Source organism: Streptomyces sp. NPDC029139 (genome assembly GCF_055564335.1).
The window spans coordinates 67,674-92,950 of the sequence record NZ_JBVHWN010000013.1; the positions used below are offsets into that span (position 1 = coordinate 67,674).

Consider the following 25,277-nt stretch of genomic DNA (forward strand, 5'->3'; position numbering starts at 1 on the left):
GAAGGCATCCAGGCGTACGCAACTCGGGAGCACCGATGGAGTGGTACCTGCTTCCCGTCGTGATCGCGGCTGTCGCCGCGGCCTTCACCCTCTCGGCCGCGGCCGGCTTCGGCGGCAGCCTGATCCTCGTCCCCACGCTGGCGCTGCTGCTCGGCACCAAGTCGGGGGTGGCGCTGGCGGCTCTCCTCCTTGCCGCCAACAACGTCGTCAAGGTCGTCGCCTACCGCAGGACGCTCCCTTACCGGCAGGCGGCACCTGTGATCCTGCTGGTCGCCGCCGGGGCCTTCCTGGGAGCCAAACTGCTGGTGTCCGCGCCGGAGCGGGCCGTGACGATCGCGGTCATCGTGAGCTTCGCGGTGGCGTTCCTGGTCGAGTCCTTCGACTTCACACGCGTCCGGTGGCTGAGTTCGCCCGTGCTGGCGTTCGCCTCGGGCGCGACCTCGGGTTTCAGCGGCACGTCCGGTCCGCTGAAGGGCCTCGCCGTCCGCGGTCTGGCCCTGGACCGCTTGCATCTCGTCGGCGCGCTGTCGATGGTCTCGCTCGTCGGGGACGCCACCAAGACCGCGATCTGGACGGACGCCGACCTGCTCTCGGCGGCGGACTACGTCACTGCCGCCGTGTGCATACCTCTGATGCTGGGTGCGACGTTCCTGGGCCGGCGCTTCAATACCAGGATCGGTGAACGCGGATACACCGGTCTCTTCTGGACCGTGATGGTCGGCTACACCGGTCGCCTACTGGCCGGCTTGTGACTGTCGCCGAACAACGGTGGGTATAGCCGCTCGCACAGATACAGCAACTCCGCGGTGTCCGCGACGGCGGCCAGATCGGCCGGCAGCGTCCGGATGGCCGCGTCCTCGCCGACACGGACCGCCTGCACGATCTGCTCGACCGTCGCGCACGAAGGATCGATGCCTGCCGGACCGGCCGGGGGCCACCCAAGGCCGGCCGTTCCGGCTCACCGCGTTCCCGCCTGAACGTGTTCTCCGCGCGAGCGGAGGTGAACCGTTGTCGTACCGGACGACCAGGGGAACACGACTGCGCCTCGAAGACGAAGGCGTTCACCACAACGTGCTCGGCATGGCCCTCCCGCACAACCTCACCCACGCCGGATGGGGGGCAGCTCGCTGGTCGACCTGCACCGCGTAGGTCATTTATGGGACAACTCCTGGGCCTCCGGTCGGCCCTGTTCGGCACGGAACTCGTCGAGTAGCTCGAAGAACAGCTCGATCGCGGGTCGGTTCGTGGCCTCTGCCGCGCGCTCTGTCTCCACCGCCCAGCCCAGCGCGCTTTCGTACTCGTACCCCAGCCGCGGCCACAGCCAGCTGGCGAACGGGCCGCCCTGCAGGAAGTCAAGCTCTTCCTTGGCGCTGTGCACCTGCAGAGCCACGTGATAGCCGAACAGCATGGAGTCCAGATGCTGCAACGAACTACCTCGCACCCACATCCCCGGGCGCAGGCGTACTTCCTCCAGGAGGTCGTACACGTCGCGCATCTCGGTGAGCTGTCTGGGTGCCCGCCGGGCCATCTCGGCTTCTGTCATGTGGGAACGCTACTGTCACTTTGAGGACCACCGAATCGCGTGATCGTCGAAGGGCTGTTCAAGGGCTTCGTGGCCGGTGCTCGCGACGGTATGCCATCCGAAAATGCTGCCCAGGGCCGAGAGGCGCATCTGAGGCGGGCAGTTCTGCGGTCAGGGACCAGCCGCAGCGGCCGGTTGACCGACGACGAAGGCGCCCACACTGCGCCGGCGGACATGACTCCTTCTGTTCGGCCCGCCCCGAGCAGTGCCTCCGGGATGAGCGCGTCGGAAGGCAGTCCGAGTGCCTGCGCCAGGCGCTTGCGGTGCTGGGCTTCGGGAAGCCCTGGAGATCCGGGAGCAGGGGGGAGGTCGTCGCGGATATCGGCCGCCAGTTGTGGCAGTGGGGTGGCGGCCATCAGCGGGTCCGCGGACGGTGGGGAACGTTCATCGGATCGTCGGCGTTCTCCGCCCGTGGACGCGCAAGGGAGGGAACGCCGTCGGCCGGATGGGGGTCGGAACGCGTCCGACGCTAATCCCGGCCACGACGCGGAGCGCGGTCCCGAACCACTCGGGACGGTGCCCTCTTCGCTCGCGCGGCATGGGTGCGAACGGGAGGCGCGAGCCCGTCAGGGAGTCACGTAGAGGAACTCCGGACCGTAGTTCTTATCGCCGCCGGGCAGCGGGCGCGCCATCAGCTGTTGTGCGGGGTCCTGCAGGGCGGACATCTGTGCGATCGCCTCGAACAGCAGCCCCTCGCCCTCGCCTTCGTCCTCCCTCCGCCACGCATCCTGCAGAAGACGCAGCAGCTTGCTGTACGCCTGGTTGAACTCGTCGAGCAGCTGTGTCGTCCCGGCGTCCGGTGCGGAAGGTCCCGTCCGGGGCCAGCCCCCAGCGGGAACGATCCCCATCGGCAGGGCGTCCGGAATCGAGATCTCCGCTCCCGTGAACTCGAACTTCCCGGTCTCAGGGTTCTTCCTGAGCCTGCGCTTGTGGAAAATCTCCCGGAAAGCGTAGTAGTGGGCCAGCTCTCCCGCCGCCCCAGGGTGCGGGTTCTGGGGCGAAGCGGTCGTGCCCTCGCCCTGTTCCTTGATCACACCGATGGCCTTCTCCACGGCGGCGAGCGTGGCGAGAGGCACGACGGGGTTCCCCGCGCCGTGACCGAAGTGCAGGGTCAGCTGCCGGGCGCCGGTGATCCGCTCCGGGTGCGTACGGAACGCCTCCAGGAGGGCGGTGTAGAAGGCCCCGATCGACGGGTGCGGCGCCGCGGTCCTCGCGAGCGGCTGGTCCGGCTGCTCTATGAGGGAGTACATCTCCGCCGCGTCCGTCGTCAGGCCGCTGAGGAAGACTTCGAGTTCGGGCCGCACACCTCCCGGCAAGGGCCCCGGATACGTCGGCACCACCGAAGCGTCGTCGAGCACAGGAATCCCGCCGAGTGTGGTGAGCAGGTTGCATGCCAGACCGAAGTGCGACATCTCGTCGAAGACGATCTCGCGCAGCGTGCGGTGGACGGAGCCGTCCCCGCTCGACGTGTCGATCGACCACATGCCGCACAGATACGGGGGGAGCGTGGCAAGTTCCAGGAGGATCGCCTGCTGCGCCGCGTCCCGCATCCATTCGGCGTCACGCCGCTCCGCGGGCTGCTCCATCAGTTCGACGATCCGGTTCTTGCTCCGGGCATACGGAAGCGTGTTCACCACCGGTCTCCTTCCGGTCGGATCCCTCCCGCCTCAGAGGGTGGCGGCGGTCCGTCACCCCGCCGTCATTGGGCTGTCCCGTCACTACTGTGGCTGGGGAAGCGTCCGCGCGAACCGCACGGACGATGTGACACCGAACTCGTGCGCAGGTGCCGGAATGCGACCGAGGAGGGAGGAGGAATAGGCGTTCATCTGCCGTCCCGCAGCGTTTCCCTGACACCGGGATTTCGCTCTTTACCACCACCATCCATGGTAGAAGGAGTGATGGCCGACGGCGCGCTGCAGCGACCTGGTGTGCTTGCTGCGGTCGATCGCACAAAGAAGGCTGAGGACGTTTGGCCGATCACCGCGCACCCATCGAGGCCGCCGCCCTGGCCACGGCGCTCACCGCCGACGCCCAGCGTGGCCCGCATGCAGGTCCTCGCTCGCCCCCCTCGTCGGCTTCACCTACCAGGACTACTACGGGCCGGTGCTACCGACGAGTGGTGCGGGCCGCTGTGGGCGAAACGCTGCCGCTCAGCGAAGACGAGTTTCTGGCTCTGTTCACCAGCCTCGGCGAACTCTGAACGCTCACGGCCGGAGCAGCCCCGGCTCTCCGGACGCCGTTTATTGCCGACTGCTCACCGTGACGAGGTCAAGAGGAACGGCCCGATCTCTTCCATCCGCGCCCCGGGCCCGGGGAAGTTGATGCCCGGCCCCGTACGGGCGATGGGCCGGACACGCTGCGGAAGCGCCCCCCGCTCCCGAGCGAAGCCGGCAAACACATGGCCCAACTCCGGCGCATTGGCCAACGTTTGATCACGCCCATTTCTGCCCAGCTGGAAGGGCAACTGAAGTTTTCCCCAGCCCGCCAGGGCTGGCAAGGTAAGCATCGGGGTACTCCGCTCCGCTATTCGACCTCAATGCGCATGCTGGCGTTCTCCACCTCCTGCACCCCGGTTGGCAGCCGTCACAACCAAGTCGTACGGCTCAGAGATGTGGGTCAGGTCTTCGGGGTCGATCTCCCCGCCGTCTTCCAGGAGTTGGCGGACGATTCCGGCGATGTCCAGGGCGATGTGGAAGATCACGGCGTTCGTGAGCAGAGAGTTGAAATTCATCGAAGCTGAGCGGATGTCGCAGGCACACCTTGCGCCGCTGCTGGGGCCGCTGGCTTCGCCCGGCTCAACGGGTGTGCTGAGCCAACCCCATGGCCAAGGCGGTGGGCGAGCACATCGGCAGACGCCGTGCCAGACTGAGGACGAGCGGTGTCGTACGGGTGTACGTCCCTGGCCGGACGCACCGGCGGCTCGCGATCCCATTCAGCACACTCGCCTTGGCAGGGCGCGTCACCGCGCTTCTTGGTCCAGAGGGAGGAAGTCTGAGATGACAGCCACGAGCACCAACATCAAGCGGGCACTACCTCCGCGCGTTCAGACGACGATGGCGCTGGGGGACGATCACGCCATCCAGATTCTCGAGTTCCCTGACGGTACGAAGGCGATCGTGGAGGGTGGTCGCGCGGTTGACCAGCTTCCCGCTACTCCGGGAGAGGTCGGTGCTCCGCCCGAGGCCGGAGAGCAGGCGAGTGGTGAGCGGGCTGGCTACGACGAGCCGGCGGTGCGAACCACGGACGAGCAGATCTGGTTCCGGAACACGTTCTGTAACGGCGCCCAGGCGTGCGTACAGGGTTGGGACTGGGCGATCTGCGGGACAAATCGGGCCGTGGGCTTCGGGACGGGGATCGCGATGGTCGGTCGCGAAGGGTCGCGCAACGCCACGCTCTTCGTCGATGTGTGGCAGTGCATCTGCATCCCGCCCTTCTGCCTCGGCGGCCAGGAGTGCTTCTGGGTGCAGAACTGGCAGGGCGCGGTCGTTCCGGGACACTGGCTCTCAGTGAACACGAACGCGCCCGACCGCAAGTGGCTGCGGTGGCGGCTCGAGGGCGCCGGAGGCGACACTCAGGTCAGTCTCGCCGCCAAGTTCTGACCGCCCGGCCCGCTCAGCCGTCCCCATCCCTCGCCGGCTGTACGGGACGGCTCTTTCAGGAAGGCCGCGGCCCCGACGCGGTGGGGCCGCGGGCCGACACCCATGCGAGTCTCGCGGCCCGCGGCGGCTCATGAGCCGGGAGACGGGCCGGTGGTTCGTCAGTCGCAGAGGCGGAGAGTAGGGAAGCACGAGATGACCGACACGGAGAAGTACGCAGGCCCGGCCACATCTTCGATGGATCTTCAGATCTCCATTCGTGATGACTCGACTCAGGCCGATCGGCAGAACGCGGAGCGTTCCGTCGCGGCACTCGTCGAGCGTTCTGCCGCGGCGGGCGCGCGTGACCGCGCCGCGGAAGCCGAAGTGGCGGCGCTGACGGCTTCACTGGACACACCCTTCGTGAAGCTGATTGAAGGAGACCCCTCCGCAGTCAGAGCGCTCGAGGACCTTCGCGTCCGCCAACTCGTGCGACACGACGCGGCCGACACGCTCGGCGACGGCGGCCTGTCCGCCTCGGCCTTCGATACGGCACCTATGGGACCGCAAGGGGCGGGGCTGCGGTCTCTGGGTTTCGTCCCACCGTACGACTTCAGCTGGTCTTGGCACGACGGGAACGGCCACCCGCCGTTCAACCGGATCCTGGACCGGCCGACCGGCCGCGTCGGTCTGGACGCCCGGTCGGGGTTGCTGGACGGCGGAGCGTCCGGATTCGTCAACGCGCACGCCGGTTTCGGAGTGTTTCTCAGATCCGACACCCCAGGGCAGAGGTTCCCTCATGCGGTCCTCAATCCCGGTCGTTTCAGTCATGTGATGAAGGCTGTCGGCGTGGGCAGCAATGCGACATCCGAGGGCGGATTCGAACTCACCGTATTCGAGGACGGGCGGCTGCTGGCCGCCGCCAGTCGCAAATTGTGGCGCGCGAGGATCAGCGCGGGCGAATCCTCGTCCGGAGGGGAGGGACCACACCTGATCACCGGACCGGAACTCCAGTTCATGATCCAGCCGGGACGTGGATACACGTTCAACGCAGGCATCTGGGTGTTCAGTGACCGGTCCACGGGAATCGGTGGGGCGGCGGCGCAGTCCCTGCTGCAAGGCGTGGTGACCAGGATGTGGGTCTTCGGCTGAGCGGAGCCGGCTTTCGCCGCATGGGGCTGTGTGGCGGAGCTCACGCGGCGCTCAGTCACCACGCCATTCTGCCGTGTGCAACCGCTCGCACACCAACCGATATCGGAGTCGACCATCCTGAACTCATAGGCGTGCCCTGCCTGCACCGCCCTTCCAGAACGGAGCGCCTCAGTGACCGGCTGCTCTGCCGCGGTGGCCGATCGGCGGACCGAGCGACCAACCAGGAGATCGCCGACCGGCTGTCCATCAGCCCCCGGACCGTCGACCATCATCTACGCAACGTCTTTGCCCGGCTCGGGGTTCGCTCCCGCGTGGAGCTGTCAGTGGTCAGGGTGCTGGCCGCCCGGCACACCGGGAACGAGCCGTGACGGGTACGCCCCGAGCGCGGCCGCGGCCGGTGGTGCGGACCGTCCACGGCCTCCGTCCCCCGGCCTCCGTCCCCGGTCTCAGAACTTCCGCCACCTGGCGAGGCCGAAGGAGAACACCCCGAACAGCGCCAGTCCGACCGCCACGGCGACCAGCAGCCACTGTCCGGCCGGGGCCGTCGCGAAGGAGCGGATCGCGTCGTCCACGCCCTTGGCCTCGGCGGGGTCGAACTGGATCGCGGCCTTGAGGGCGAAGAAGCCGACGGCTGCGAAGACCAGGCCGCGGGAGACTCCGCCGGTGATGCCGGTGCTGTCCATGAGACGGCGCTGGTTCTTCGACAGTCGCGCCCACGTCAGGTGTTTGCGGTACTTCCGGAGGGCGGCGCGCCCCGCGATGACGAGGCCCGCGACGAGGATGCCGGCCGCCGCCGCGCCGACCCACCACTGTCCGCCGGGCTGGCCGAGCAGGCGGCCGGTGACGTCCTGGCTCTGCTGGTCGCTCGACCCGGCCCCGCTGCTCTTGGCGCCCGCGGCGAAGGACAGGACGAGGAAGGAAACGAAGGCGTAGAAGACGAAGCGGAAGGCGGACTGGGCTCGCTTGGCCGCCTTGCCTCCGTCCGGTCCGGCGGCCCCGTACACGGCCTCCGTCAGGCGCCACAGCGCCATGCCGGCGAGCCCCGCGCCGAGCGCCCAGAGGAGGATGGCGCCGAATGGTGTGGCGGCGACCTCGGCCAGGGCTCCGCCCCGGTCGGCCTGCTCGTTCGCCCCCGTGAGGCCGATGCGTACCGCCAGCAGGCCCACGAGCAGGTACAGCACTCCGCGCGCCACGAAACCCGCGCGGGCACCTGCCCGCACCGCGTCACCGCGGGCCGCTCTGCTCGCCGCCGCTCGTGGCGACCATGTTCCTGTCATTACGTCTGACACCTCCGTCGGGCCGGGTCCTTCGGTTGCCCCCGGCCCGGCGATCGCAACCCCTTTCGAGTCCGGTCTCCCACGCGGCGTGTCCGGTGCGTGACCCGGGGATGGCGACAGAGGCGCAGATGCTCAGAATTCGCAAGAAAGGGAAACCGTGATGCAGTCCCGGGTGACGCCTGTTCGTCCCGCGCCCCCGCGTCCGGACCGTCGTGGGCGACCTGACCGCGACGGCCGAACCGCGGCAGTGCGGACGTCCACCGACGCCAGAGAGGCCGCCCGGCGACGGCTGGCGGGCATCCGGCCGACTTCAAAATAGTAAAGGCGAATTCAAGCAGTCCCAGCGGGCCCCGAGGCCTTCCGCCTAGGTGACGGAGTATCGCCCCCCGGGGGCGACCGGCTTCGCGGCTCTGCGTCCTCCTTTTCTCCAGGCCATTTTCGGGAGAACTGATCATGGCGGTGCAACTCGGGGCCTCGCCTTCTGCCTTTTTCTCTTGCTGGGAGCCGGGCTGGGCCAAGTCTGCGGTCAATCTCGTCCAGTTTGCCCCCGAGTGTTCCTAGTTGTGTCTTGAGTTGCTCGTCGTCCTTGGATGACATCATCGACCCCGGGGTTTTAGGATGACGGCAGGTTTAGGCGGGGGGCGGTGGCGTGGGTTTCTCCATTTTCGGCGCGGTCATGCTAATTCTTGGTGTATTCGCATACCGCCGAGAAAGGGGGATCGCGCGCAATGGCAGGCATGTTGACGCGGTCTGCGTCGACCTGATCTACGAGGGGTACGATCCTCACCCCGTGCGCCTCGTGTGTACGTACGTCGACCCAAGCGGTCGGGATTTCCGATGGGTGGTGGACGCGCAGCCTGATCACCCGCCGGTGGGGACAGCCGTCCCAGTGGTCTATGACGTCGAAGCGCCGGCGATAGCGGAGCGGGCGTCGGGCGAGAAACCGGGGTTCTTCACCTTTGCCAGGGTCTGGTGCCTGGCGGCCTGCGTCATGATCGTGGGCGGAATCCTCTTCGACCGTTTCCTCTTGCGGTGTGACTGGCCTCAGGCGAAGAACCGGGTGAGTTCCGCCGGGCGTGGCTGTGTGGCGCCGGGTTGTCCGTTTCCGTAGTCATGATTGGCTCGCTCGTCGTATCGGAGCCGGCTCCCGGCCGCGGCACCGGCACCGGCTGCTCCAGCGCCTCCGCTTCCTCGTCCTGGTTGACCGTAGCGAACATCCAGTGGGCTTCGGCGAGTTGGTCGACGGTCGTGGAGAGCAGGCAGTCGGTCACCGACCATTCCGCCACCTCGCCGTGGACCGCGCTGTCGCTCGACATGAGCCTTGACCTCCGTTCCCCGCCTGATCAGTGACAGTCTTCGCTCGAGTTACGGCGAGACATGCTTGGTCCTTCACCGTTGATGGCTGCCGACAAGCACAGACGCCGGCTTCGACGCCACCTCTGGCAATCGGTCGCCGCGCATCGGCCGTCAGGTAGCTGATCTCGCCACGGCAACTGCCCAGGCGATGTACAGGACGTTCACCACCAGCCGAGCCACCGCACCGGCAGGCCGCTCCAGCAGCCGGGGCCGGTCCGGGCGCGCGCGCCGCAGCGCGTCCAGGTGGGACACCAGGTAGCAGGTGATCAGGGCAGCGGCGGCCCAGCCGCCGGCCGGCCTGGTGCCCGGAATCAGTACCAGCGCACCCACCACAATCTCTGCCGCCCCGCTGGCGGTCACGAGGAGCCGCTTCCGGCAAAGCCATGTGGGCACCAGCATGCGGAAGTAGCCGGGGGCCAGAAAATGCATGACTCCTGTGACGACCAGGAACACGGTCAAGGAGACGGCAGCGATAGCGTGCATGTCACGATGATCCGCTCGCCTCGTGCCTGGGCACTTGAACAGAACGATCGCCGCGTCGTCTTCGCCTGCGGCCCCGACGCGACGATGTTCGCCGAGTCCCGCCCATTCCGCGTCGCCCAACACCGACTGCCCGCGTGGAAAGCCGTGCTGCCCATCGGCGGCCACGCCCACCTCCTCCGGCCCGGAAGGCCCGTGGCGACGGCGCCCGGGCTGATCGTTCCGCCCCAAATGGCCCAGAGCTGCGCGGTGACCTCGCCCTACGTCGCCCTGTTCATCGACCCCTGGCTGCTGCCGTCGCGCCCAGGACCGATACCGCTTGACGCAGTTGTGGTCCGCCGCTTGCTCGCCGCGCTCGGCACCACCGATTCCGACGGCCCCGGCACCGGTGTGGACCTGGCCGCCGGATACACCGAGCTGCGGACCCTCACTGGCGGCCCGGCACCACTCGATCCGAGAGTCGCCCACGCCATCCGCCTGTGCACGTTGGACGATCCGGACATGCCCATCGCCTCCATCGCCAACGAGATCGGCCTGTCGGCCCCGCGGCTGCGCGCCCTGGTCCACCAGGATGTGGGCGTCGCGCTGGCCCGCTTGCGCCGATGGGGCCGGCTCCGCACCGCGATCGCCGGCCTGCCGGATTCCACTGCCGCCCTGGCCGCAGCCACCGCAGGATTTGCCGACCAGGCCCACCTCACCCGAACCGCAAGGCAGTTCCTCGGGCGTACGCCTGCCTCTCTGCGACGCGCTGCGCCATAGGGCGCACCCTTGCCAGGCCGACATGCCCCGTCTTGGGGAGATCCGGCGAACCCCAGCCCCTTATGAAATCCGCCGCCTTCAGGACGGAGGACGCATGGCCGTATCCGACTGGCCGCGCTCAGGTGTACGCCGACATGGGCCTGTGGGGTCGCCCCTACCTGTCGCCGCCCAGTCCAGTCACCGGGCAGCGTACGGGGTGGCCTCCTCGGCACCAGTTGTGGTTGGCACAGGCCCGCGACCGGTGTGATCAGCGCGAGTGATGCACCTGCCGGGCCGTGAAACTGTTTCGGACCGGTCATGAAGGACGACGTGCTGGTGGAACAGCCGACTGTCACGCTGTGCGTCGACTCGTCGGAGGGGCTGCTCTCCCTGACACTCGGTCAACTGCTTGGGCAGTGCTCTTCTAGCACGCCGGTTCTGAGGTGGATCGTGCTCATCAGCCACATCATCGAGAGCGACGCCCCGCGTGTGAGGCTCCTGCGCGACCTTGATGTGACCACCCGAGCCGCCGCGACGCCGGAGATCGAGGCCGTCATCTTCGCCCACCGCCCGAGCCGCGGCTCCTCGAACCGACGGCAGCCCTCCACGACGTCGTCCAACGGTCCACTCCACCTCGCACGGGTGCGCACCACGAGAGAGGGTGAGGGCGGGCCGGCCGGGCCCTCCCGGCAGTTCTTCACGCGAGGACGTTGACGGCGCGGGCTACCACGAGGCCGAGGATCAGCAGGGAGACCAGGGACTGCACCCCCATGGCGATCTTGGCCCAGGGGGCCAGGGGCATGACGTCGGTGGGACTGAACGCGGTGGCGTTGGTGAGTGCGAGGTAGAGGTAGTCGATGTAGCGGGGCCGCCAGCCGGGGCCGCCCAATGCCGGGGTGAGCTGCTGCGGGAAGGCGAGCGCGGGCGTCGGGGGCATGTGGTGGGCGCGGGCGGCCGCTCCGCCGCTGTCCAGCTCGAAGTACAGCAGGGAGAAGGCGAGGACGGTGCAGGCCCACACGGTGCCGCCGGCCTGGAGCAGGCTCTCGGCGGAGCCGGTTTCCTTGCTGCCGTGGATCAGGTCGTCGATCAGTTGGACGGTCGACCAGACGGCACTCAGTGCGAGCACGCTCACCAAGGCGATCGAGGCGGTGCGCAAGGCCGCCGAGCGGCGGCTGATCCTGCCCGGGTCACCGGCGACCAGCGCCAGCAGGAGGAGGCCCTCCAGGGTGGGGAGGGCCCAGCGAGGCGCCAGTCTGAGGTCGTCGGGGAGGAGGAGGGTCAGCACCATGGCCGCGATGACGGCCCCCGCCATCGGCCACCGGCGCTCGCCGAAGGAGTCGTGCGGTTCCGGGCCCTGGGTCGGCTCGGGTGAATGTCCGGTCACGTGGGCGGGCCTTTGCGGTCGAATGCGACGTCGGTCTCGGCGGGTCAGGGTTCGCGGGGTGGCTCGCGTTCTCCAGCGGGTCACCCGCGAGGTGGTGCAGGCTCCAGCCAGGTTCGGCCGGCCGACCCGTACGGTCCGCATGGCGGCCTCGCGCTGCTCGGCCAGGTCCTGATCACCGAGTGAGCCTTCCACGGCAGAACCCAGAGCACGCACGACCCGCCGCCCCATTGCTGTCGCTCACTACTGCGGCTCCGCGCCGGACGCGCCCCGGCGTCGGTTGACGGCATCTCCGCAAGAGGCTTCTTTGCCCCGCGGGGGTTACTGCAGGCTTGACCCTCTCATCGGAAGGCTGTGTGCGACTCGTGACTCGCTGCGTCAGCCGCCACAGCCCTGGCCGTACTCCTCATGGCGGTACAGCGGCCACGGCCCGATCACCTGGCCCGCCGCCTACGCGGCCACGTACGGGGCGCTGCCGGACACCGACGTCCACGGCAGCGTGGGCAAAAAGGCGGTGCCCGTTATCGACGGCATACTGACGTCATGCGGGTAGCGGTGATGACGGCGGGATCGTACGGCGACGTAGCGCCCTTCACAGGACTCGGGCACGCCCTCGCGCAGGCGGGCCACGACGTGACTCTGGTGACCCATGCACGCTTCGCTTCCATGGCCGCCACGGCGGGGATCGGTTTCCATGCGCTGCCGGTCGATCCTCACGCCGAGCTGCATTCCGCCCAAGGCCGGGCACTGCACGACAGCGCCACCGACGCCGGCAAGCTCCTGAAACTTGTCTCCCTGGCCCGAAGGGCGCTTCCAGAGATGGCCGACGAGTTGCTCGAGGCCGCCCAGACCAGCGAGGTGCTGCTTTTGTCCGGCTCGCTGGGCCGATGCGGCTGACCTCCCTCGGCGTTGCGCCCGGGCCTGTCCCCTTGCGCACGGCGTATCCCCAGGGGAGCAGGGTGTGATCGCACGGGCTTACGCCGATCGCAGCGCTGACCACAAGCCGTCTCTACGGTCCACCGCGCCAACCCTTGGTAGGCCCGGCTGCCTCGGCTGTCCCGGCTGTCCGGGTTGCTCGGTCGGACAGCTGGGGGTGTGGGTTGTGGGATCGGGGGCATGCGGGGTGGTGAGCGCATGGGACCGCTCTGGATATGGAGGGTCTGCCGGACTTCCCCCTTCCGGTGGGTTCTTGGGTGGTGAACGGCCCGCGCCGGGTGACGGTGCGGGCCGTTCGGCTCGTGTGGGCAGGGCGACACCGAGGCTCGGATCGAGGTCATCCGGCAATCGAGAGCTGCGCGCCATCTTGCGCGACTGGTTTGCGGCGCCGATACCTGGTCAACGTGGAGCGGGGCAGGTGGGGGAGTGGGTCCGCGGACGATCTCGGTTCATCTCTTGTCGGCGCAGGCTTCCGCCTCCGCCAGATACCGCGCCACCGGCCCCAGCGTCAGCATCCCGCTCGCCCCGCCCGCGTGTTCGGTGCGGGCGGCACGCAGGGCCGTTGCCGCGCGGGCGGCGGCCGGGCGCTCGCCGAGGCGGGCGGCGGCGTGGGCGGTCAGGCACCAGAGTGCCTCCTGCATGTGATCAAGGGGTGGTTCGGGCGTTTTGGTCAGGGCGGTACGGGCTTCCTCGTCCCGCTTGCGGGCGAGCAGCACCAAGGGGTGCGTCCAGGGGTGGTACGGGCCCCAGTCGAGGGTGGGATCGGTGGGCGCAGGACGGTCGTGCAGGAGACGCAGGCCCAGGAGGGCGAGGGCGAACAGGCCCCGGTGCAGCCCCGGCATGCCCGCTGTTTCGGCGAGGGCGTCTTCGGCGGCGCGGTAGTGGGCCGCGGCCGTGGCGGCGGTCGGCCCGCCCGGTTCGGTACTGCGGGTGGCCGTGGCCCGGGCCCGGAACCAGCCGGTCAGGACGGGGACAAGAGAGGCCTCGGTGCTGACGGCGAGCTGCTCGGCGGCCTCGGCATGTGCGGTCGCGGCGTCGAGGTCGCCGAGAGCGGAGGCGGACTGGAGGCGGATGAGCCGGCCGAGCACGGCGAAGCTCGGCAGCTCGTGCCGGGTGGCGAGGTCGAGGAGCTCGGCGCCGATCACGTCCCGTGCCGCCGCGAGCCCTGGCCGGGTGAAGGACTGAAGGAACACGCCGTTGAGGGCGAACGCCAGCAGGGCGGGATCGCCCAGCTCCCGGGCCAGCGCCTCGGCCTCGCGCGCCGCCTGCCCGGCGCGCCTCCGTTCGATTGCGGACAGATCGGCGCTGCGGCTCTCGACCGCAACGGTGGCCAACAGGCGGGCGCGGAGCTCAGCGGGGCCCTCTGTGCCGAGCGCGGTGAGGGTACGCTCGGCCGCCGCGACGACGGCGCGGGACTGCTCGGGGTCGTCGGCCCGGCTCCAGAGGGCGGGCACGTCGTAGGCGCCGATGACGCGGGCGGTCAGAGTGATGTCTCCGGTGCGCTCCGCCGCCTGGACGGCGGCGAGGCGGTCGCGCCGCGAGTGGATGAGGGCATCGCCGCCCGCCAGGGCCAGGGTGCGGGCCAGTTCAACGGTGGTGCGCGGGCCGAGTCGTACGCCTGCGGTCCACACGGTACGTGGGGGCTGGAGCGTCGTAGCTCCGCGAAGAATGTCCGTCTCCAGGCGCCGGAGGTCGGCACCGGGGTCGAGCCCGAGCTGGTCCGCGAGCATCGTGCGGGCGCGGCGGAGGGTGGCCAGTGCGTCCGCCTGACGGCCTGCCCGGTGCAGTGCGCGGGCCAGCAGCCCCCAGGCCGGCTCACGCCAGGGGTGTTCGGTGACGTGGGCGCCCAGTTCGGCGACCAACTCGGCTCCTGAACCGGAGTCGAGGAGGAGGCAGGCGCGCAGTTCCACCCCGTCCAGCCTCAGCTCCTCCAGCCGGGTCCGTTCGCGCTGGGCCCACGCGGAGCCGGTCACGTCGGCGTAGGCGGGGCCGCGCCAGGCGGTGAGGGCCGCGTCGAGGTCGGTGAGCCCATCGGGTGTACGCCGGGCGCGGGCCAGGGCGTCCTCGAACCGGTGGACGTCCACGGCGTCGCGCGGCAGGCGCAGCGCGTAGCCGGGGCCTTCCGTGACGATGACACGCGGCGGGGTGCGGGGCGGCCGGCCGGGTTCGACGGCGCGGCGCAGCGCGGCGACGAACGTACGCAACGCACCCACGGCACGCACCGGCGGCTCGGCCCACAGGTCGTCCACGAGGGTATCGGTGGCGACCATCCGTCCCCCGGCGGCGACAAGCCGGGCGAGCACCTCACGGTGGCGTGGTCCGCCCAGCTCGACCGGGGTGCCGTCGTCGTGGAGGGCCCGCACGGCACCGAGTACGTCGATTCGCATGCCCTCATCTTCCGTGCCGCGGGTCCGCGGCGTCGAAGCGTACTGATCGGCTGCTGATCGGCGTCGCCCACGCTGATTCCGTCGCTCCCCGGACCAAGGCGCTCGCCGGTCCCCGCCCCCCAGGAAGGGCCTTTCATGACTCTCACCATCCCCGGCTTCGACCACGTTCGTCTGCCCGGCACCGACGGAGTGGAGCTGGCCGCAGCCGTCGGCGGCAGCGGCAGCCCGGTCGTGCTGCTGCACGGCTTCCCCCAGACCCACCTGATGTGGCGGCACGTCGCCGAGCGGCTCGCCGGCGAGCACACGGTGATCTGTCCCGACCTGCGCGGCTATGGTGCCAGCGACAAGCCGGCGGCCACCGGCCCTGAGGTGTACTCCAAGCGCACCATGGCCGCCGATGTCGTCGCCTTGGCGGCGGCGCTCGGCCATGAGCGCTTCGCCCTGGTCGGCCACGACCGGGGCGCCCTGGTCGCCTTCCGGGCGGGATTGGACCATCCCGAGACCCTCACGCACCTGGCCATCCTTGACGTCGTGCCGACCCTGGACATGTGGAACGTCCTGCACGGTCTCTCGGCGGCGGTCGGCTACCACCTGTTCCTCATGGCGCAGCCCCCGGGCCTGCCGGAAACAATGATTGCCAACAGCGCCGACGCCTTCTTCGGCTCCTTCCTCGACGCCTGGGCCAGTGACCCGGCCGCCATGCCGGAACCGGTCAGGTCCGCGTACCTGCGGGCGAGCTCCGCGGCCGTGGCGTCGATCGTCGCGGACTACCGCGCCTCGGCGGGCATCGACGTCACACACGACCAGGCGGACCAGGATGCCGGTTCCCAGCTGGCCATGCCCGTGACGGTCGTCCAGCAGGACTGGGGTGCGCGACTGGGCTACGACGCCGCCGCGGTCTGGCACGCGTGGGCGCCGGATCTGGACCACCGGCTGACCGGCGCGGGGCACTTCATGGCCGAGGAGGCGCCCGACGAGATCACGGAGGCGATCCGCGACCTGCTGCTCCGTTGAGCCGTCCACCGCGGGCCACGGGAGGCGGCGGGCGAGCCCTGCGTTCCCGGCCACCGGGCCGACGCCGCGATCCGGTGGCCGGTGAACCGCCCGCCTTCCTACGGCCGTGCCGAGTGACGCTCCGTTATGGCTGGACATCGAAAAGAGCGAAGGAAGGGGGTGGCGGGGGCAAGGCGTCGGGACGACGCCGATGGCGCCTCGTCCCCGCCGCCGGCGGGCGGGCTGTGTGCCGCGCGAAAGGTGTGGCGGCCCCAGGCGGAAACGGATGTAGCCGAGTTCGTGGTTTCCGGGGGTGGTGGGGTGGTCGATGGCTGTGTCGCAGTCGGCGGGGTCGATGAGTCCGGTGGCGAGGATCTCGGTGCGCATGGTGGTGAAGGTGAGTTCCCAGAAGCGGGCGGTGTGGTTGTCGGCGCGTACGAGGGGGATGTCGGCTGTTGTGGCGATGTCGGTCAGACCGGTGTCGTTGAGGGGGGTGGGGTAGGCGCGGGCGTAGTTCAGATCGATCGCTGTTGAGGGTGGTGAGCAGCGCGCGGTCGCAGGCCTGGGTGAAGGCGCGTACGACGGGGTTGGGTGAGCCGGCGGCCATGGTGTTGATGACGCCGCTCAGGATGAGGTGGCCGCCGGGCGCGAGCCACGATGCGAGGCGGGGGAGGACTTCTTCGCGCCGTGGCCACCCGAGCCCGCGGCTACACCGATGCCCCTCCGATTGGACACGGCGGCAGAGAACCGGGCGGAATGGCCCGCTCGCCGCCAGGGACCCGAGAGGCCCCTTGCGGACCTGCGCCGCCCGGCCGGACGCTCCCGCGCGATCGGTGCCGGCGAAGCGGGTGTGGAGTCCACAGCGGAGATCGCCGCGCGCGTATCCGGGCGGCGGTCGCAGCAGGGCGCCCCTCTCAGGCTCTGATGACGACCGATCGCCACCAGGCCGATCCACCTACGACGCGCGTGGTCATAATGCGCGGGTGAACAGACCTCCGGTGCCGTTGCCCGCCGAACACATACCGCCCGGTACCGACGACTGGCGGACCCCCGACGCCCAGCGCTGGCTCGCTGCCGCGCCCGCCCGGTGGGCACACCCTCTGTGGGCGCTGCTGGTGCTGGTCGCCTCGCTGGTGTGGGACATCGTGGCGGCTTCCGTCGCCCCCTGCACCTCCGCCGACCCATGCGGCACTGACTGGCTGGGCCTCGGGACAGCCGTCGTGCTGCTGCTGACCCTGTATTGGGTGTGGCGGCAGCCGCGGCTCGCGCTCGTGGGGCTCGCGGCCGTGCTGACGGGGTTCGCCCTGAAGGGCGGCTTCACGGCGGCGCTCAGCGAACCGTCCGCACTCGTGTTCCTCCTGGCCGCCGCGTTCACCACCGCCGGGCTCATCCACCGGCTGGCCGCCGCGGAGCGGCAGCGGGCGCGGGCCCTGGAGGCGGCCGGACCGGTCGCGCAGCCGCTGCCCGCCGCCGCGCGGACGTTCCGCCGGGGCCGGTTCTCCCTCGTCCTGGCCGCGCTGCTGCTGGCAGCCGCCGGGTTCGGCTGCTGGCAAGGCCGGCAGGTCGCCCACGAGTACGAGGAGCGGGCCGCGGGAGCCACCCACCTGTCCGGACGGATCACGGACTTGGAGCAGGACGACGACATCGACTTTCTCGAGGTGGAGGCCGAAGGGCGTACTCATCGTTTCGAGACGGCCTACCCCGAGGACTTTCCCGTGGGCAGCCGGGTTGACATCGTCGTGGACGGCGACTGGGCGGCGCTGGTCGCGGAGCCGTACGACATCTTCGGCTGGGAGCTGCTGACGCTGGCCGGCTTCGTCACTGGGCTGGCGTTCCTCGCGAACGGCGTGGACGGGCGGACCCGTTCGCAGCGGCTGCGGCGCGGGCCGCTGCCGGTGCTGCACGTGCTGGTGCGTGAGGGTCACGACGACGGCCGCACCTGGGTGTTCGCGGCCGACGACCCGGAGGGACTTCGGCCGATCCTGCACTTCCATTCGCTGTACGCCTTCGAGGAAGAGGAGGAGGACGAGGGCGACGACGACGCAGCCGTCGTTGAACTCGACAAGATCACGCAGATTCTCAAGGGCGAGGATCTTCCCCCGCCGTTGCGGGAGGCCGTCCTGTACGGCGTCCCCTACACCGGCGCCGAAGTCGTCTTCGTCGCGTTCGACGACGAAGACGACGTCGAGGTGTCGGTGCAGTGCAGTGTCACCGCGGTGAAGCCGGCCGCCCCAGGGTTGGTGGAGCGCGGGCAGCGGCGCCGTGAGCGGGAGAACCCGCAGCGGCCCTGCGACGAGATCGCCGCCGGCATGACACCCTCGGAGAGCGCGCGCACGTGGACGGCTCACGGCTTCTCGCGCGCCGTGGGCCTCGGCCTGCTGCTGGTGCAGGGCGGCGGCATCTGGGCCGCGCTCGAGGACGGGCTGTCGTGGCACTGGCTGTGGCTCGCCGTGAGTCTGCCGTGGCTGGTGACGACCGTGGCGACGGCGCTCACGTGGCGTATCACCGCCGACCGTGACGGGCTGTGGGTGACGGGGGCATGGCGCGTACGGCGGATCCCATGGCATTCGATCACGTCCGTACGCCATTCCGATGACGGCATCCGCGTCGACCGGGCCAAGGACTCGTCCGTCGAGCTCACCCCCACCGGCTGGGCGTGGCTGGAGCGCCGCTTGGACCGCGAGCCGCATGCGGTGCGCACCGTCGAGGAGTTGCGGGCGCTGGTGCTTGATCCGGAACTACGGCCGCTGGAGGAGGCGCCGTCAAGGCGGCAAGGCATGCCGGTCGGGCCGCCACTGGTAGCACTGTCGGCGCTGTGGGGTGTGGCGGTGCTGCTTCTGCTGTGACCGGCCCGAAGGTCGGTGTTCGGGCCGCACGTCGATGACCGGGCCGCAGGTCTCGCTCAGCTCCCTGGCCTGCGGCGGGCGAGCCGCGTCCCTCAGGACGGAGAGCAGTTCCGCGCACCGACGCATACCGGTTGGCCGTACGGTGCCGCTGAGGCCGCCCGCCACCAGGTTGCCGAACGCCTCCGCTCCGCCGGCCTCGACCACCCGTGGACCGGCGCACGTCGCGACCTTCTGGGAACCGCGGCGGCCCCGCAGCACCCGAGCGGACCTGGGCTCCTGCACCATGCCGCACTCGCCGACAGCCTGGCTCACTGGGCTGCGCCACTGCGACCACCGCATCGCCGGCTACACCCAGATGCTCAAGCGGCATCCCTCGAGATCCACCCGCACGGGCGACCGGTTCCCCGCAGTGACTCCTGCCGTATCCCCTTCCCGCGGCACCCAGCCAGCCAATGAGTCAACATTCCGTTGTTTCGTTGATCCAACTGTAGGGTGGGAGTCATGTCGGACGACACCGGGATCGAACACCGCATGCGCTTGGCCGGCCTGGCTGACCTCCCACTGGGCGACGGCGTGCCCGCGTGCGCTCTGCAGCATGATGCCGCCCTGCTCGGCAGACTGCTGGCCGGTGCCGCGCAGAACGGCGGCGCGGGGGACCGAAGTGTGACGGACGACGATGTGGCCGCGGCCCTCGCTCTGTTCGAGGACATGCGGACGGCGTTGGACCGGCTGGAGACACAGGTCATCCTCGAAGCCCGGCGCCGCGGCATGGAGTGGCGGCAGATCGCCCTTCACCAGGGCATGAAGTCCTCCCAGGCCGCGTCCCAGCGATATCAACGGCTGGTGACACGTCTTGAAGAAATCCGTCAGGGCATCCGGTAGCCGGCAGGAGACCACCCTTTCATGAGCCATGCGCCCTCCGATCCGCTCTCCGCTGTCGACGCACTCCTCGCCGCCGTCGACGACGGCCACGTCCTGCCCGCCCCGGCCGAGCGTGCCCGTCTGCGTGAGGCGGCCGGCCTGACCCAGGCCGCCGTCGCACAGGCCCTCGGCACCCGCGTGCCCAGCATCCAGGCGTGGGAGGAGGGGCGGGCCGAACCGAAGGCCGAACGCCTCCAGGCCTACCGGCGTCTCCTCGAGGGCCTTGCCCAGCGCTACCCCGCCCCGGCGGAGGCGCGGACCCTGCCCGCGGATCAGGCCCCCGAGGATGCGGCCAAGACCGCAACCGAGAACACTCAGCCTTCTGCCTCTGCTCCCGTCGATGCTGCTCCGACTGCCGCGCCGCGTCCGGCGCGCACCAGGCCGTCGTCGGCGTCGCGCCGCCCGGTGGCGAAGAAGGCCGCCTCGGCCGGCGCCCCGGTGGACGGTACCGATCCGCGGTTCGCCAACGGTCCGCTGGCCGTCATCGACGTCGAGGACGGCCAGGTGCTGGCGTACTGCACCGGCGGCCTGGTCCTGGACGTTCCCGCCAAGTCCCTGCCGTCCCTGGTGGAGTGGACACTCAAGGAGGCGAAGCTCGGGCAGCCGAAGCTGTCGGGCCCGGGCAAGGACGCCGACCCGCTGCTCGTCCTCACCGAGGCCGCCCTCGAAAGCTACGGCCTCCCCGTCACTCTCACCGACGAGGAGCGGCTCGCCGGCCGGATCCCGGAGGGACACAAGGTCATCAAGCAGCTGGTGCGCGCGGAGTGGAAGCTGACGAAGCGGGGCTTCGGGCCATGGGCGCGGATCTACCGCCCCGCGACCGGTTCGGAGCGGGCCTGCGTGCAGCTGTGCATCCCGTCGTGGAACGCCCTCGACTCCCGGCACTGGGGCGACGCCGGACAGCTCCCGCCGGCGGAACTGGCCCGCGTGCTGGGCGTGTACGCCTCCCGGGTGATGACGCCGCGCGGCTCCACGGCCGTGACGGGCCTGGAGTTGATGACCGCCCTGCACCCGCCGACTCGTGCGTCCGAGGCCGACGCGACGGGGAGGCGGCACTCCGAGCACAACCCCGGCTCGCTGGGCAAGGACCCTGTGGACTGCGCACCGTGCGAGGCCCCGGACGGGCACCCGCTCCTGAAGGACCTGCCGCGCTTCCACGTCCGCGGCCCCGGCGAGAAGCTGTTCGAGGAGGCGTACGACTGGGCGCGGCCGATGACGGATGCCGAGTGCACCCTGCGGTACCTGGTCGGCATCGACGTGAACATGGCCTTCGCCGCGGGCGCCAACGGCCTGGTCGTCGGCCTCGGAGCGCCGACACACGTCAAGAGCCCGGTGTTCGATCCGAAGCTGCCCGGCTCGTGGCTGGTGGACCTCTCCCACGTCGACCTGTCCCGGGTAAAGGCCGGCAAGGAGTGGGTGGAGCTGGACGGTTCGCTGCTGCCCTCCCCGTTCACACCGAAGGGCGACCGACCGGAGGGGCCGGCCTGGTACGCGACGCCGACCGTCGCCTACGCGGTGGAACTCGGCTACGACGTCGCGCCGCTGGAGGCGTACGTCCGGTACGACAACGGTCGTTACCTGGACAGTTGGTACACCCGGCTGCGTGATGCCTATCTCGCCACGATGGCCGACCTCGGCGTCGACGCCAACCTGTCGCCGGAAGACTTCCTCGCCGCGATGGGCAACTTCAAGAGCCGCAACCCCGAGCTGGCGATCGTGACGTCCGCGATCAAGGCGACGGTCAAGGGCGGCCTGGGCAAGCTGCGCGAACGCCCGCGCGGGGAGGGCTGGCGGCCGGGCGAGCCCTGGCGTGCCCTTGCCCGCCCGACGTGGCGCCCGGACATCCGCGCGGCCGTCATCTCCCGCACCCGCATCAACCTGCACCGCAAAATCGTCAAGCACGCGGCGTTCACCGGCCAGTACCCGGTCGCGATCCTGTCCGACTGCGTCGTCTACGCGGCAGGCGGCCCCTCGCCGCTGGACTTCCTGCCCTACCGCGAGGGCAAGCCACTGCCCGGCGGCTTCAAGCTCGGCATCAACCCCGGCCTCGTCAAGCACGAAGGCACCCAGAGCGTCCTGTGGGGCGAAGAGGCCCGAGACCGGTTCAACGCCCCCGAACTCAACCTTGCCCGGTACATCAAGGACGGCACCGTCACCGTCACCGACAACGGAGAGTAGGAGGAGGCGACGATGAGCCTGTTCGGGGACGGTCTGGAAGCCGCGGTGCAGAAGGCGTTCACCCGTCCGGTGCCGAAAAGCGCCGGCGCGCAGATGCGGTACCTGGTCAAGCAGCTCAAGGGCACCAAGGCGGTCGCCCAACTGTTGCGGGTCTCCCAGCGCACCGTCGAGCGGTATGTGAAGGACCAGATCAAGAAGCCCCGCCCGGACCTCGCGGCCCGGATGGAGCGTGAGGTGAAGAAGCGGTGGCAGCCGCAGATCCGCGCCAAGGCCCGCAAGCAGGCGGCGAGCACCGGCGGCATCGTCATCGACACCCGCGCCCGCATGGGCTACACCGCGCCGATCGGCTCGACCGACCAGGACCGCATCCGTCACCTGACCGTCGCCCTGCCCCCGCAGTACGCGGCCCGCCTCTTCGACGCCCAGCAGGCCGGCGCCACCGATCAGCAGCTCCGGCAGATCGCAGCCGAAGGACTCAAGGAGGTCTACTTTCAGGACGGCGGCCGCCGCGCCGGCTCCCTGGAAGAAGTCCGGTTCACGGACATCGAACACCTCGAGTTCGACCTCTAGCAGCCGCCCCCTGCTCGAGGGTGACCCCGCACTTGCTCAGTGGATCTCCCCATCCCATAGGGGGCAGCCCAGATACGCTTGAGGGCAGCCATGAGCATTGCGGCCCGCAGGCGTATCTGAACCCCCATGGCGGGGCGCGGATCAGCCGCCGCTCCCGAATTGTGCTGCCCGTCGTGCCGAGGAGCAGCCCCGCCCTGTGTTACCCGGTCTCGGAATCGCTGTGGGCTGAGTCCAGGAGATGGTCGAACGACTCCTTCTCGAAGAGCCAGCCATACTGGCCACCTGTGATCTGGATGCCGTTGATGGCGACCGTGGGGGTGCCAGGGCCGCGTGGGTCGTCGCCCCCGGCTGCCTCATACGTCTTCTGTGATGCGGTGACGAAGTCTTTGTACTTCATCGTCGTCACGGCGGAGTCGAAAGTCTCGCTCCGCAGCCCCTCGACCTGGCCGGCGAGTTTCAGCAGGGACGCCGTGGTGTAACCGCCTGCGAGTTCGTTCTCGGTCATGTTCTCGAACAGCACGGCGTGGTACTCGGTGAACTTGCCCGCGTCCAGCGCCGCGCGAAGGGCATTGGCCGCCCTCTTCGATCCGTCGCCGCCCACGCGGTCGTCCCTGAAGGACGCGAGGGTGTATTCGGTCTTCGCCTCGCGGCGCAGCGTCATCTCGCGTAGAGCCGGGGCGCCGGTCGCCTCGAACTCCTCGACGACCGGACAGCGTGGATCCTCGTACAGCCGGACCGTCGTTGCCGCGGCCGGATCGCCCACCACGATCGTCGTGCCGTCCGCGGCCAGCTTCTCCGGCAGCTCCTCGACACCCGTGTATGCCGCCGGCAGCGGTGTGCCGGCGCCGCTGTCATCCCTGGACTGCGCCTTCGGTGCGCAGCCCGCCATCATGAGCACAGCGATTCCGGCCGCGGTTGTGGCGGCCAGCCCTCTTACGTTCCTCACCTGCGGATTCCCTCCCCTTTGACCGCGCAGACTCTAGGCGCTCCAGGTCACGAATCGCACAGCGATTTCGCCTGATGGCCCAGCCTTGCGGTCGACGTGAGGAGTCCCTTCTTCCCAGGGGGATACCGGCGCGCTCTGTCCACCGTTTGGGAACAGCCCCAGGTGCCCTCGACTGGCCAGCACGTCCCGTACACGGGTCGACCCCGACCGCCGTTGCCGCCAGCGACCGACTGGGGAACGAAGAGCGGCCTTGGGGACATACCGGTTGCCAGTGCCCCCTGGGGCCATGTCAGTTGCGACAGGAAGGTGCGTCTGTGAGGGGAGGTACGGATGGTTCTGGGTACGGCCGTACACGCGGTGGGACGGCACGGAGATCCGTGAGGGCACATGCGATGGCACCGGGGGCGCGACGCGAAGCGATGATCTGCGCGGTGATCGCTTCAGCCGTGGTCGCGAGCGCGCCGGTCCAACCCGCGCGGTCCATCCGCCGTCGCCCCGATTTCCGCCTGCCCCGCAGACACGGAAGAATCCGCCGAGCACGATGACGCACGCTGGAAGGACGCCAATTGACATCGGACATAAGCACGTTCGCCACCCCTTCCACCGGGCAGCCGCCCTCCTCCGTACCCATCGACTGGCCGGCCGTCGAGGACTGGCTCGGACTGCGGCTCCCGGCTGACTACAAGCGGCTTGCCGATCGGTACGGGCCGCTGGACTTCGGTGAGTACGTGTGGATCCACGTGCCGTGCGTCCAGCGGGACCGGTTCGACTACGGCGAGTGGCTGCGAGCGACGCACCGGGAGGCGCGCATCGAGGCACGGGAGCTGTCCGAGGCCGAGCGGCCCGTGTTCCACCCCGAGCCCGGCGGCCTGTTGGCCTGGGGGTGCACGCGGGGCAGCGACGTACTGTTCTGGGACACCTCGGCCTCCGTCGACCCCGACAAGTGGCCCGTGGTGGTGCAGCACTTGGGGGCGGTGCCGGGCAGTGGCCTGCTCCCGTGGCACCGGTACGACCTGACGCTCACCGACTATCTGAGGCACACCGTCCGCGACACCTGGGAGCTCCCTTCTCCTCCCGGCCCGCTGCTGGGCCCGCTGCCGGGCACTGTCGCGCGTACCGCCTTCCTTCCCGACGCCGAGGTGTGGACCCCGCCGGCGCCGGTCCCGCCTCGGCTCACCGAGGCCGAGCGCCGAATCGCGCTGGAGAGCGGCACAGGGCTGGAAGGGCTGCGGCTGCTGTCGCCGCCACCCGAGCTGCCGTACCTCGGCGACGGTTCTTGGGAGGGACTGTTCGCCGAGCTGGGCACACGGCTGCCCGGGGAGTACGTGCGGCTGATGGACGAGTACGGCGCCGGCATCTGGAGCGGGTGGCTGCGTTTCCACACCCCGCTCCGGACCGGCGAGCGGCGTTTCCTCACCCACGTCGAGGAAACAGCGGACGCCTACCGGCAGCTCAAGGACGGCAACGCGGACTGGTACCCACTGGCCATCTGGCCCGAGCCCGGCGGCTTCCTCCCCTTCGCCAACTCCATCGACGGCGACTACCTCGGCTGGCTCACCGAGGGCCGGAATCCCGACACATGGCCGCTGATCGTCTGGCCCCGCCACGCGGACCAGGGACCACCGCTCGAGGGCGGCCTGATCGACACCCTCCTCGACTGGCAGCGCGGCACGCTGGTCACGCACGGGTTCGCCGCCCTGGACGAGGATGACGACCCTGTTGAATTCGCGGACTTCCGGTCCTGGGACAACCACGCCTACTGGTGAGCCCTCCGCCGGAGGTCGTCCGACAGCCCGCACGGCCGGTGCGCTGGGTGACGCGTTCACGCTGCCGTTGCCGATGTGCCGGCCTACGAGCTGTCCGGCCGATCACGTGACCGCCCGCTGACTGGTACTCCAGCCGTAGTTCGTGATCTCGATCGTGAGAGGCGCCGAGGAGTCAGTCGGCAGCGTCGTCCTG

General features: G+C 69.9%; 22 protein-coding genes. 14 read left to right on the plus strand and 8 right to left on the minus strand.

The annotated features are described in order from the left end of the window. Nucleotides 1-35 precede the first annotated feature (35 nt). Entirely contained in the window at nt 36-752 is a 717-nt protein-coding gene (locus ACZ4VW_RS25685) for a TSUP family transporter (protein ID WP_467966264.1), read from the plus strand. A gap of 398 nt (nt 753-1,150) precedes the next feature. On the opposite strand, the gene ACZ4VW_RS25690 is transcribed toward ACZ4VW_RS25685, so the two are convergent. The 3 genes from ACZ4VW_RS25690 to ACZ4VW_RS25700 all read right to left on the minus strand — a co-directional run bounded on the left by ACZ4VW_RS25690 (nt 1,151) and on the right by ACZ4VW_RS25700 (nt 4,313). Next, the gene (locus tag ACZ4VW_RS25690; RefSeq protein ID WP_467966266.1) at nt 1,151-1,543 is read right to left on the minus strand and encodes a hypothetical protein; all 393 of its coding nucleotides are present in this window, start codon (nt 1,541-1,543) and stop codon (nt 1,151-1,153) included. Nucleotides 1,544-2,148: 605 nt separating this feature from the next. Then, nucleotides 2,149-3,216, minus strand: coding sequence for a ferritin-like domain-containing protein (locus ACZ4VW_RS25695; protein ID WP_467966268.1), 1,068 nt, complete (start codon nt 3,214-3,216; stop codon nt 2,149-2,151). A gap of 899 nt (nt 3,217-4,115) precedes the next feature. Further along, on the minus strand, nt 4,116-4,313 hold the full coding sequence (locus ACZ4VW_RS25700; RefSeq protein ID WP_467966270.1) for a hypothetical protein: 198 nt from the start codon (nt 4,311-4,313) through the stop codon (nt 4,116-4,118). A gap of 265 nt (nt 4,314-4,578) precedes the next feature. Between ACZ4VW_RS25700 and ACZ4VW_RS25705 the strand changes: the two genes are divergently transcribed. The 3 genes from ACZ4VW_RS25705 to ACZ4VW_RS25715 all read left to right on the plus strand — a co-directional run bounded on the left by ACZ4VW_RS25705 (nt 4,579) and on the right by ACZ4VW_RS25715 (nt 6,677). Beyond that, nucleotides 4,579-5,181 (plus strand): hypothetical protein, encoded by a 603-nt coding sequence (locus ACZ4VW_RS25705; RefSeq protein ID WP_467966272.1) that lies wholly within the window; start codon nt 4,579-4,581, stop codon nt 5,179-5,181. Nucleotides 5,182-5,373: 192 nt separating this feature from the next. After that, nucleotides 5,374-6,309: a hypothetical protein gene (locus tag ACZ4VW_RS25710; protein WP_467966274.1), complete on the plus strand. Its 936-nt coding sequence runs from the start codon at nt 5,374-5,376 to the stop codon at nt 6,307-6,309. 20 nt (nt 6,310-6,329) lie between these two features. Continuing rightward, complete coding sequence (locus tag ACZ4VW_RS25715; protein ID WP_467966498.1) at nt 6,330-6,677, plus strand: helix-turn-helix domain-containing protein; 348 nt, start codon at nt 6,330-6,332, stop codon at nt 6,675-6,677. A 78-nt stretch (nt 6,678-6,755) separates the two neighbouring features. Here ACZ4VW_RS25715 and ACZ4VW_RS25720 read toward each other — a convergent pair whose 3' ends face one another. Beyond that, the gene (locus tag ACZ4VW_RS25720) at nt 6,756-7,586 is read right to left on the minus strand and encodes a DUF1206 domain-containing protein (protein WP_467966276.1); all 831 of its coding nucleotides are present in this window, start codon (nt 7,584-7,586) and stop codon (nt 6,756-6,758) included. A gap of 649 nt (nt 7,587-8,235) precedes the next feature. On the opposite strand from ACZ4VW_RS25720, the gene ACZ4VW_RS25725 reads away from it, so the two are divergent. Then, the gene (locus tag ACZ4VW_RS25725; protein WP_467966278.1) at nt 8,236-8,697 is read left to right on the plus strand and encodes a hypothetical protein; all 462 of its coding nucleotides are present in this window, start codon (nt 8,236-8,238) and stop codon (nt 8,695-8,697) included. A gap of 356 nt (nt 8,698-9,053) precedes the next feature. Here the strand turns inward: ACZ4VW_RS25725 and ACZ4VW_RS25730 are convergent, their stop codons facing one another. Further along, nucleotides 9,054-9,425 (minus strand): DoxX family protein, encoded by a 372-nt coding sequence (locus ACZ4VW_RS25730; protein ID WP_467966279.1) that lies wholly within the window; start codon nt 9,423-9,425, stop codon nt 9,054-9,056. Here ACZ4VW_RS25730 and ACZ4VW_RS25735 point away from each other — a divergent pair. After that, a complete protein-coding gene (locus ACZ4VW_RS25735; protein ID WP_467966281.1) occupies nt 9,420-10,181 on the plus strand; it encodes a helix-turn-helix domain-containing protein in 762 nt (253 codons plus the stop codon). The two genes, ACZ4VW_RS25730 and ACZ4VW_RS25735, sit on opposite strands and share 6 nt — an antisense overlap. A 297-nt stretch (nt 10,182-10,478) precedes the next feature. After that, entirely contained in the window at nt 10,479-10,874 is a 396-nt protein-coding gene (locus tag ACZ4VW_RS25740) for a hypothetical protein (RefSeq protein WP_467966283.1), read from the plus strand. On the opposite strand, the gene ACZ4VW_RS25745 is transcribed toward ACZ4VW_RS25740, so the two are convergent. After that, nucleotides 10,858-11,544 carry a hypothetical protein gene (locus tag ACZ4VW_RS25745; protein WP_467966285.1) on the minus strand — a complete coding sequence of 229 codons (687 nt, stop codon included), beginning with the start codon at nt 11,542-11,544 and terminating at the stop codon, nt 10,858-10,860. The two genes, ACZ4VW_RS25740 and ACZ4VW_RS25745, sit on opposite strands and share 17 nt — an antisense overlap. 540 nt (nt 11,545-12,084) lie before the next feature. Here ACZ4VW_RS25745 and ACZ4VW_RS25750 point away from each other — a divergent pair. Next, entirely contained in the window at nt 12,085-12,438 is a 354-nt protein-coding gene (locus ACZ4VW_RS25750) for a glycosyltransferase (protein ID WP_467966287.1), read from the plus strand. A gap of 488 nt (nt 12,439-12,926) precedes the next feature. Here the strand turns inward: ACZ4VW_RS25750 and ACZ4VW_RS25755 are convergent, their stop codons facing one another. Beyond that, entirely contained in the window at nt 12,927-14,864 is a 1,938-nt protein-coding gene (locus ACZ4VW_RS25755) for a BTAD domain-containing putative transcriptional regulator (protein ID WP_467966289.1), read from the minus strand. 135 nt (nt 14,865-14,999) lie between these two features. On the opposite strand from ACZ4VW_RS25755, the gene ACZ4VW_RS25760 reads away from it, so the two are divergent. The 5 genes from ACZ4VW_RS25760 to tpg all read left to right on the plus strand — a co-directional run bounded on the left by ACZ4VW_RS25760 (nt 15,000) and on the right by tpg (nt 22,372). After that, the gene (locus tag ACZ4VW_RS25760; protein WP_467966291.1) at nt 15,000-15,878 is read left to right on the plus strand and encodes an alpha/beta fold hydrolase; all 879 of its coding nucleotides are present in this window, start codon (nt 15,000-15,002) and stop codon (nt 15,876-15,878) included. A 962-nt stretch (nt 15,879-16,840) separates the two neighbouring features. Further along, nucleotides 16,841-18,703 (plus strand): hypothetical protein, encoded by a 1,863-nt coding sequence (locus ACZ4VW_RS25765; RefSeq protein ID WP_467966293.1) that lies wholly within the window; start codon nt 16,841-16,843, stop codon nt 18,701-18,703. Nucleotides 18,704-19,204: 501 nt separating this feature from the next. Further along, a complete protein-coding gene (locus tag ACZ4VW_RS25770) occupies nt 19,205-19,585 on the plus strand; it encodes a hypothetical protein (protein WP_467966295.1) in 381 nt (126 codons plus the stop codon). A gap of 21 nt (nt 19,586-19,606) precedes the next feature. Next, nucleotides 19,607-21,802: a telomere-associated protein Tap gene (gene tap, locus ACZ4VW_RS25775; RefSeq protein ID WP_467966297.1), complete on the plus strand. Its 2,196-nt coding sequence runs from the start codon at nt 19,607-19,609 to the stop codon at nt 21,800-21,802. A gap of 12 nt (nt 21,803-21,814) precedes the next feature. After that, nucleotides 21,815-22,372: a telomere-protecting terminal protein Tpg gene (gene tpg / locus ACZ4VW_RS25780; RefSeq protein ID WP_467966299.1), complete on the plus strand. Its 558-nt coding sequence runs from the start codon at nt 21,815-21,817 to the stop codon at nt 22,370-22,372. A gap of 199 nt (nt 22,373-22,571) precedes the next feature. Here the strand turns inward: tpg and ACZ4VW_RS25785 are convergent, their stop codons facing one another. Continuing rightward, complete coding sequence (locus ACZ4VW_RS25785; protein ID WP_467966300.1) at nt 22,572-23,318, minus strand: DsbA family protein; 747 nt, start codon at nt 23,316-23,318, stop codon at nt 22,572-22,574. Between the two features lie 566 nt (nt 23,319-23,884). On the opposite strand from ACZ4VW_RS25785, the gene ACZ4VW_RS25790 reads away from it, so the two are divergent. After that, the gene (locus ACZ4VW_RS25790) at nt 23,885-25,084 is read left to right on the plus strand and encodes an SMI1/KNR4 family protein (RefSeq protein ID WP_467966302.1); all 1,200 of its coding nucleotides are present in this window, start codon (nt 23,885-23,887) and stop codon (nt 25,082-25,084) included. Nucleotides 25,085-25,277 lie beyond the last annotated feature (193 nt).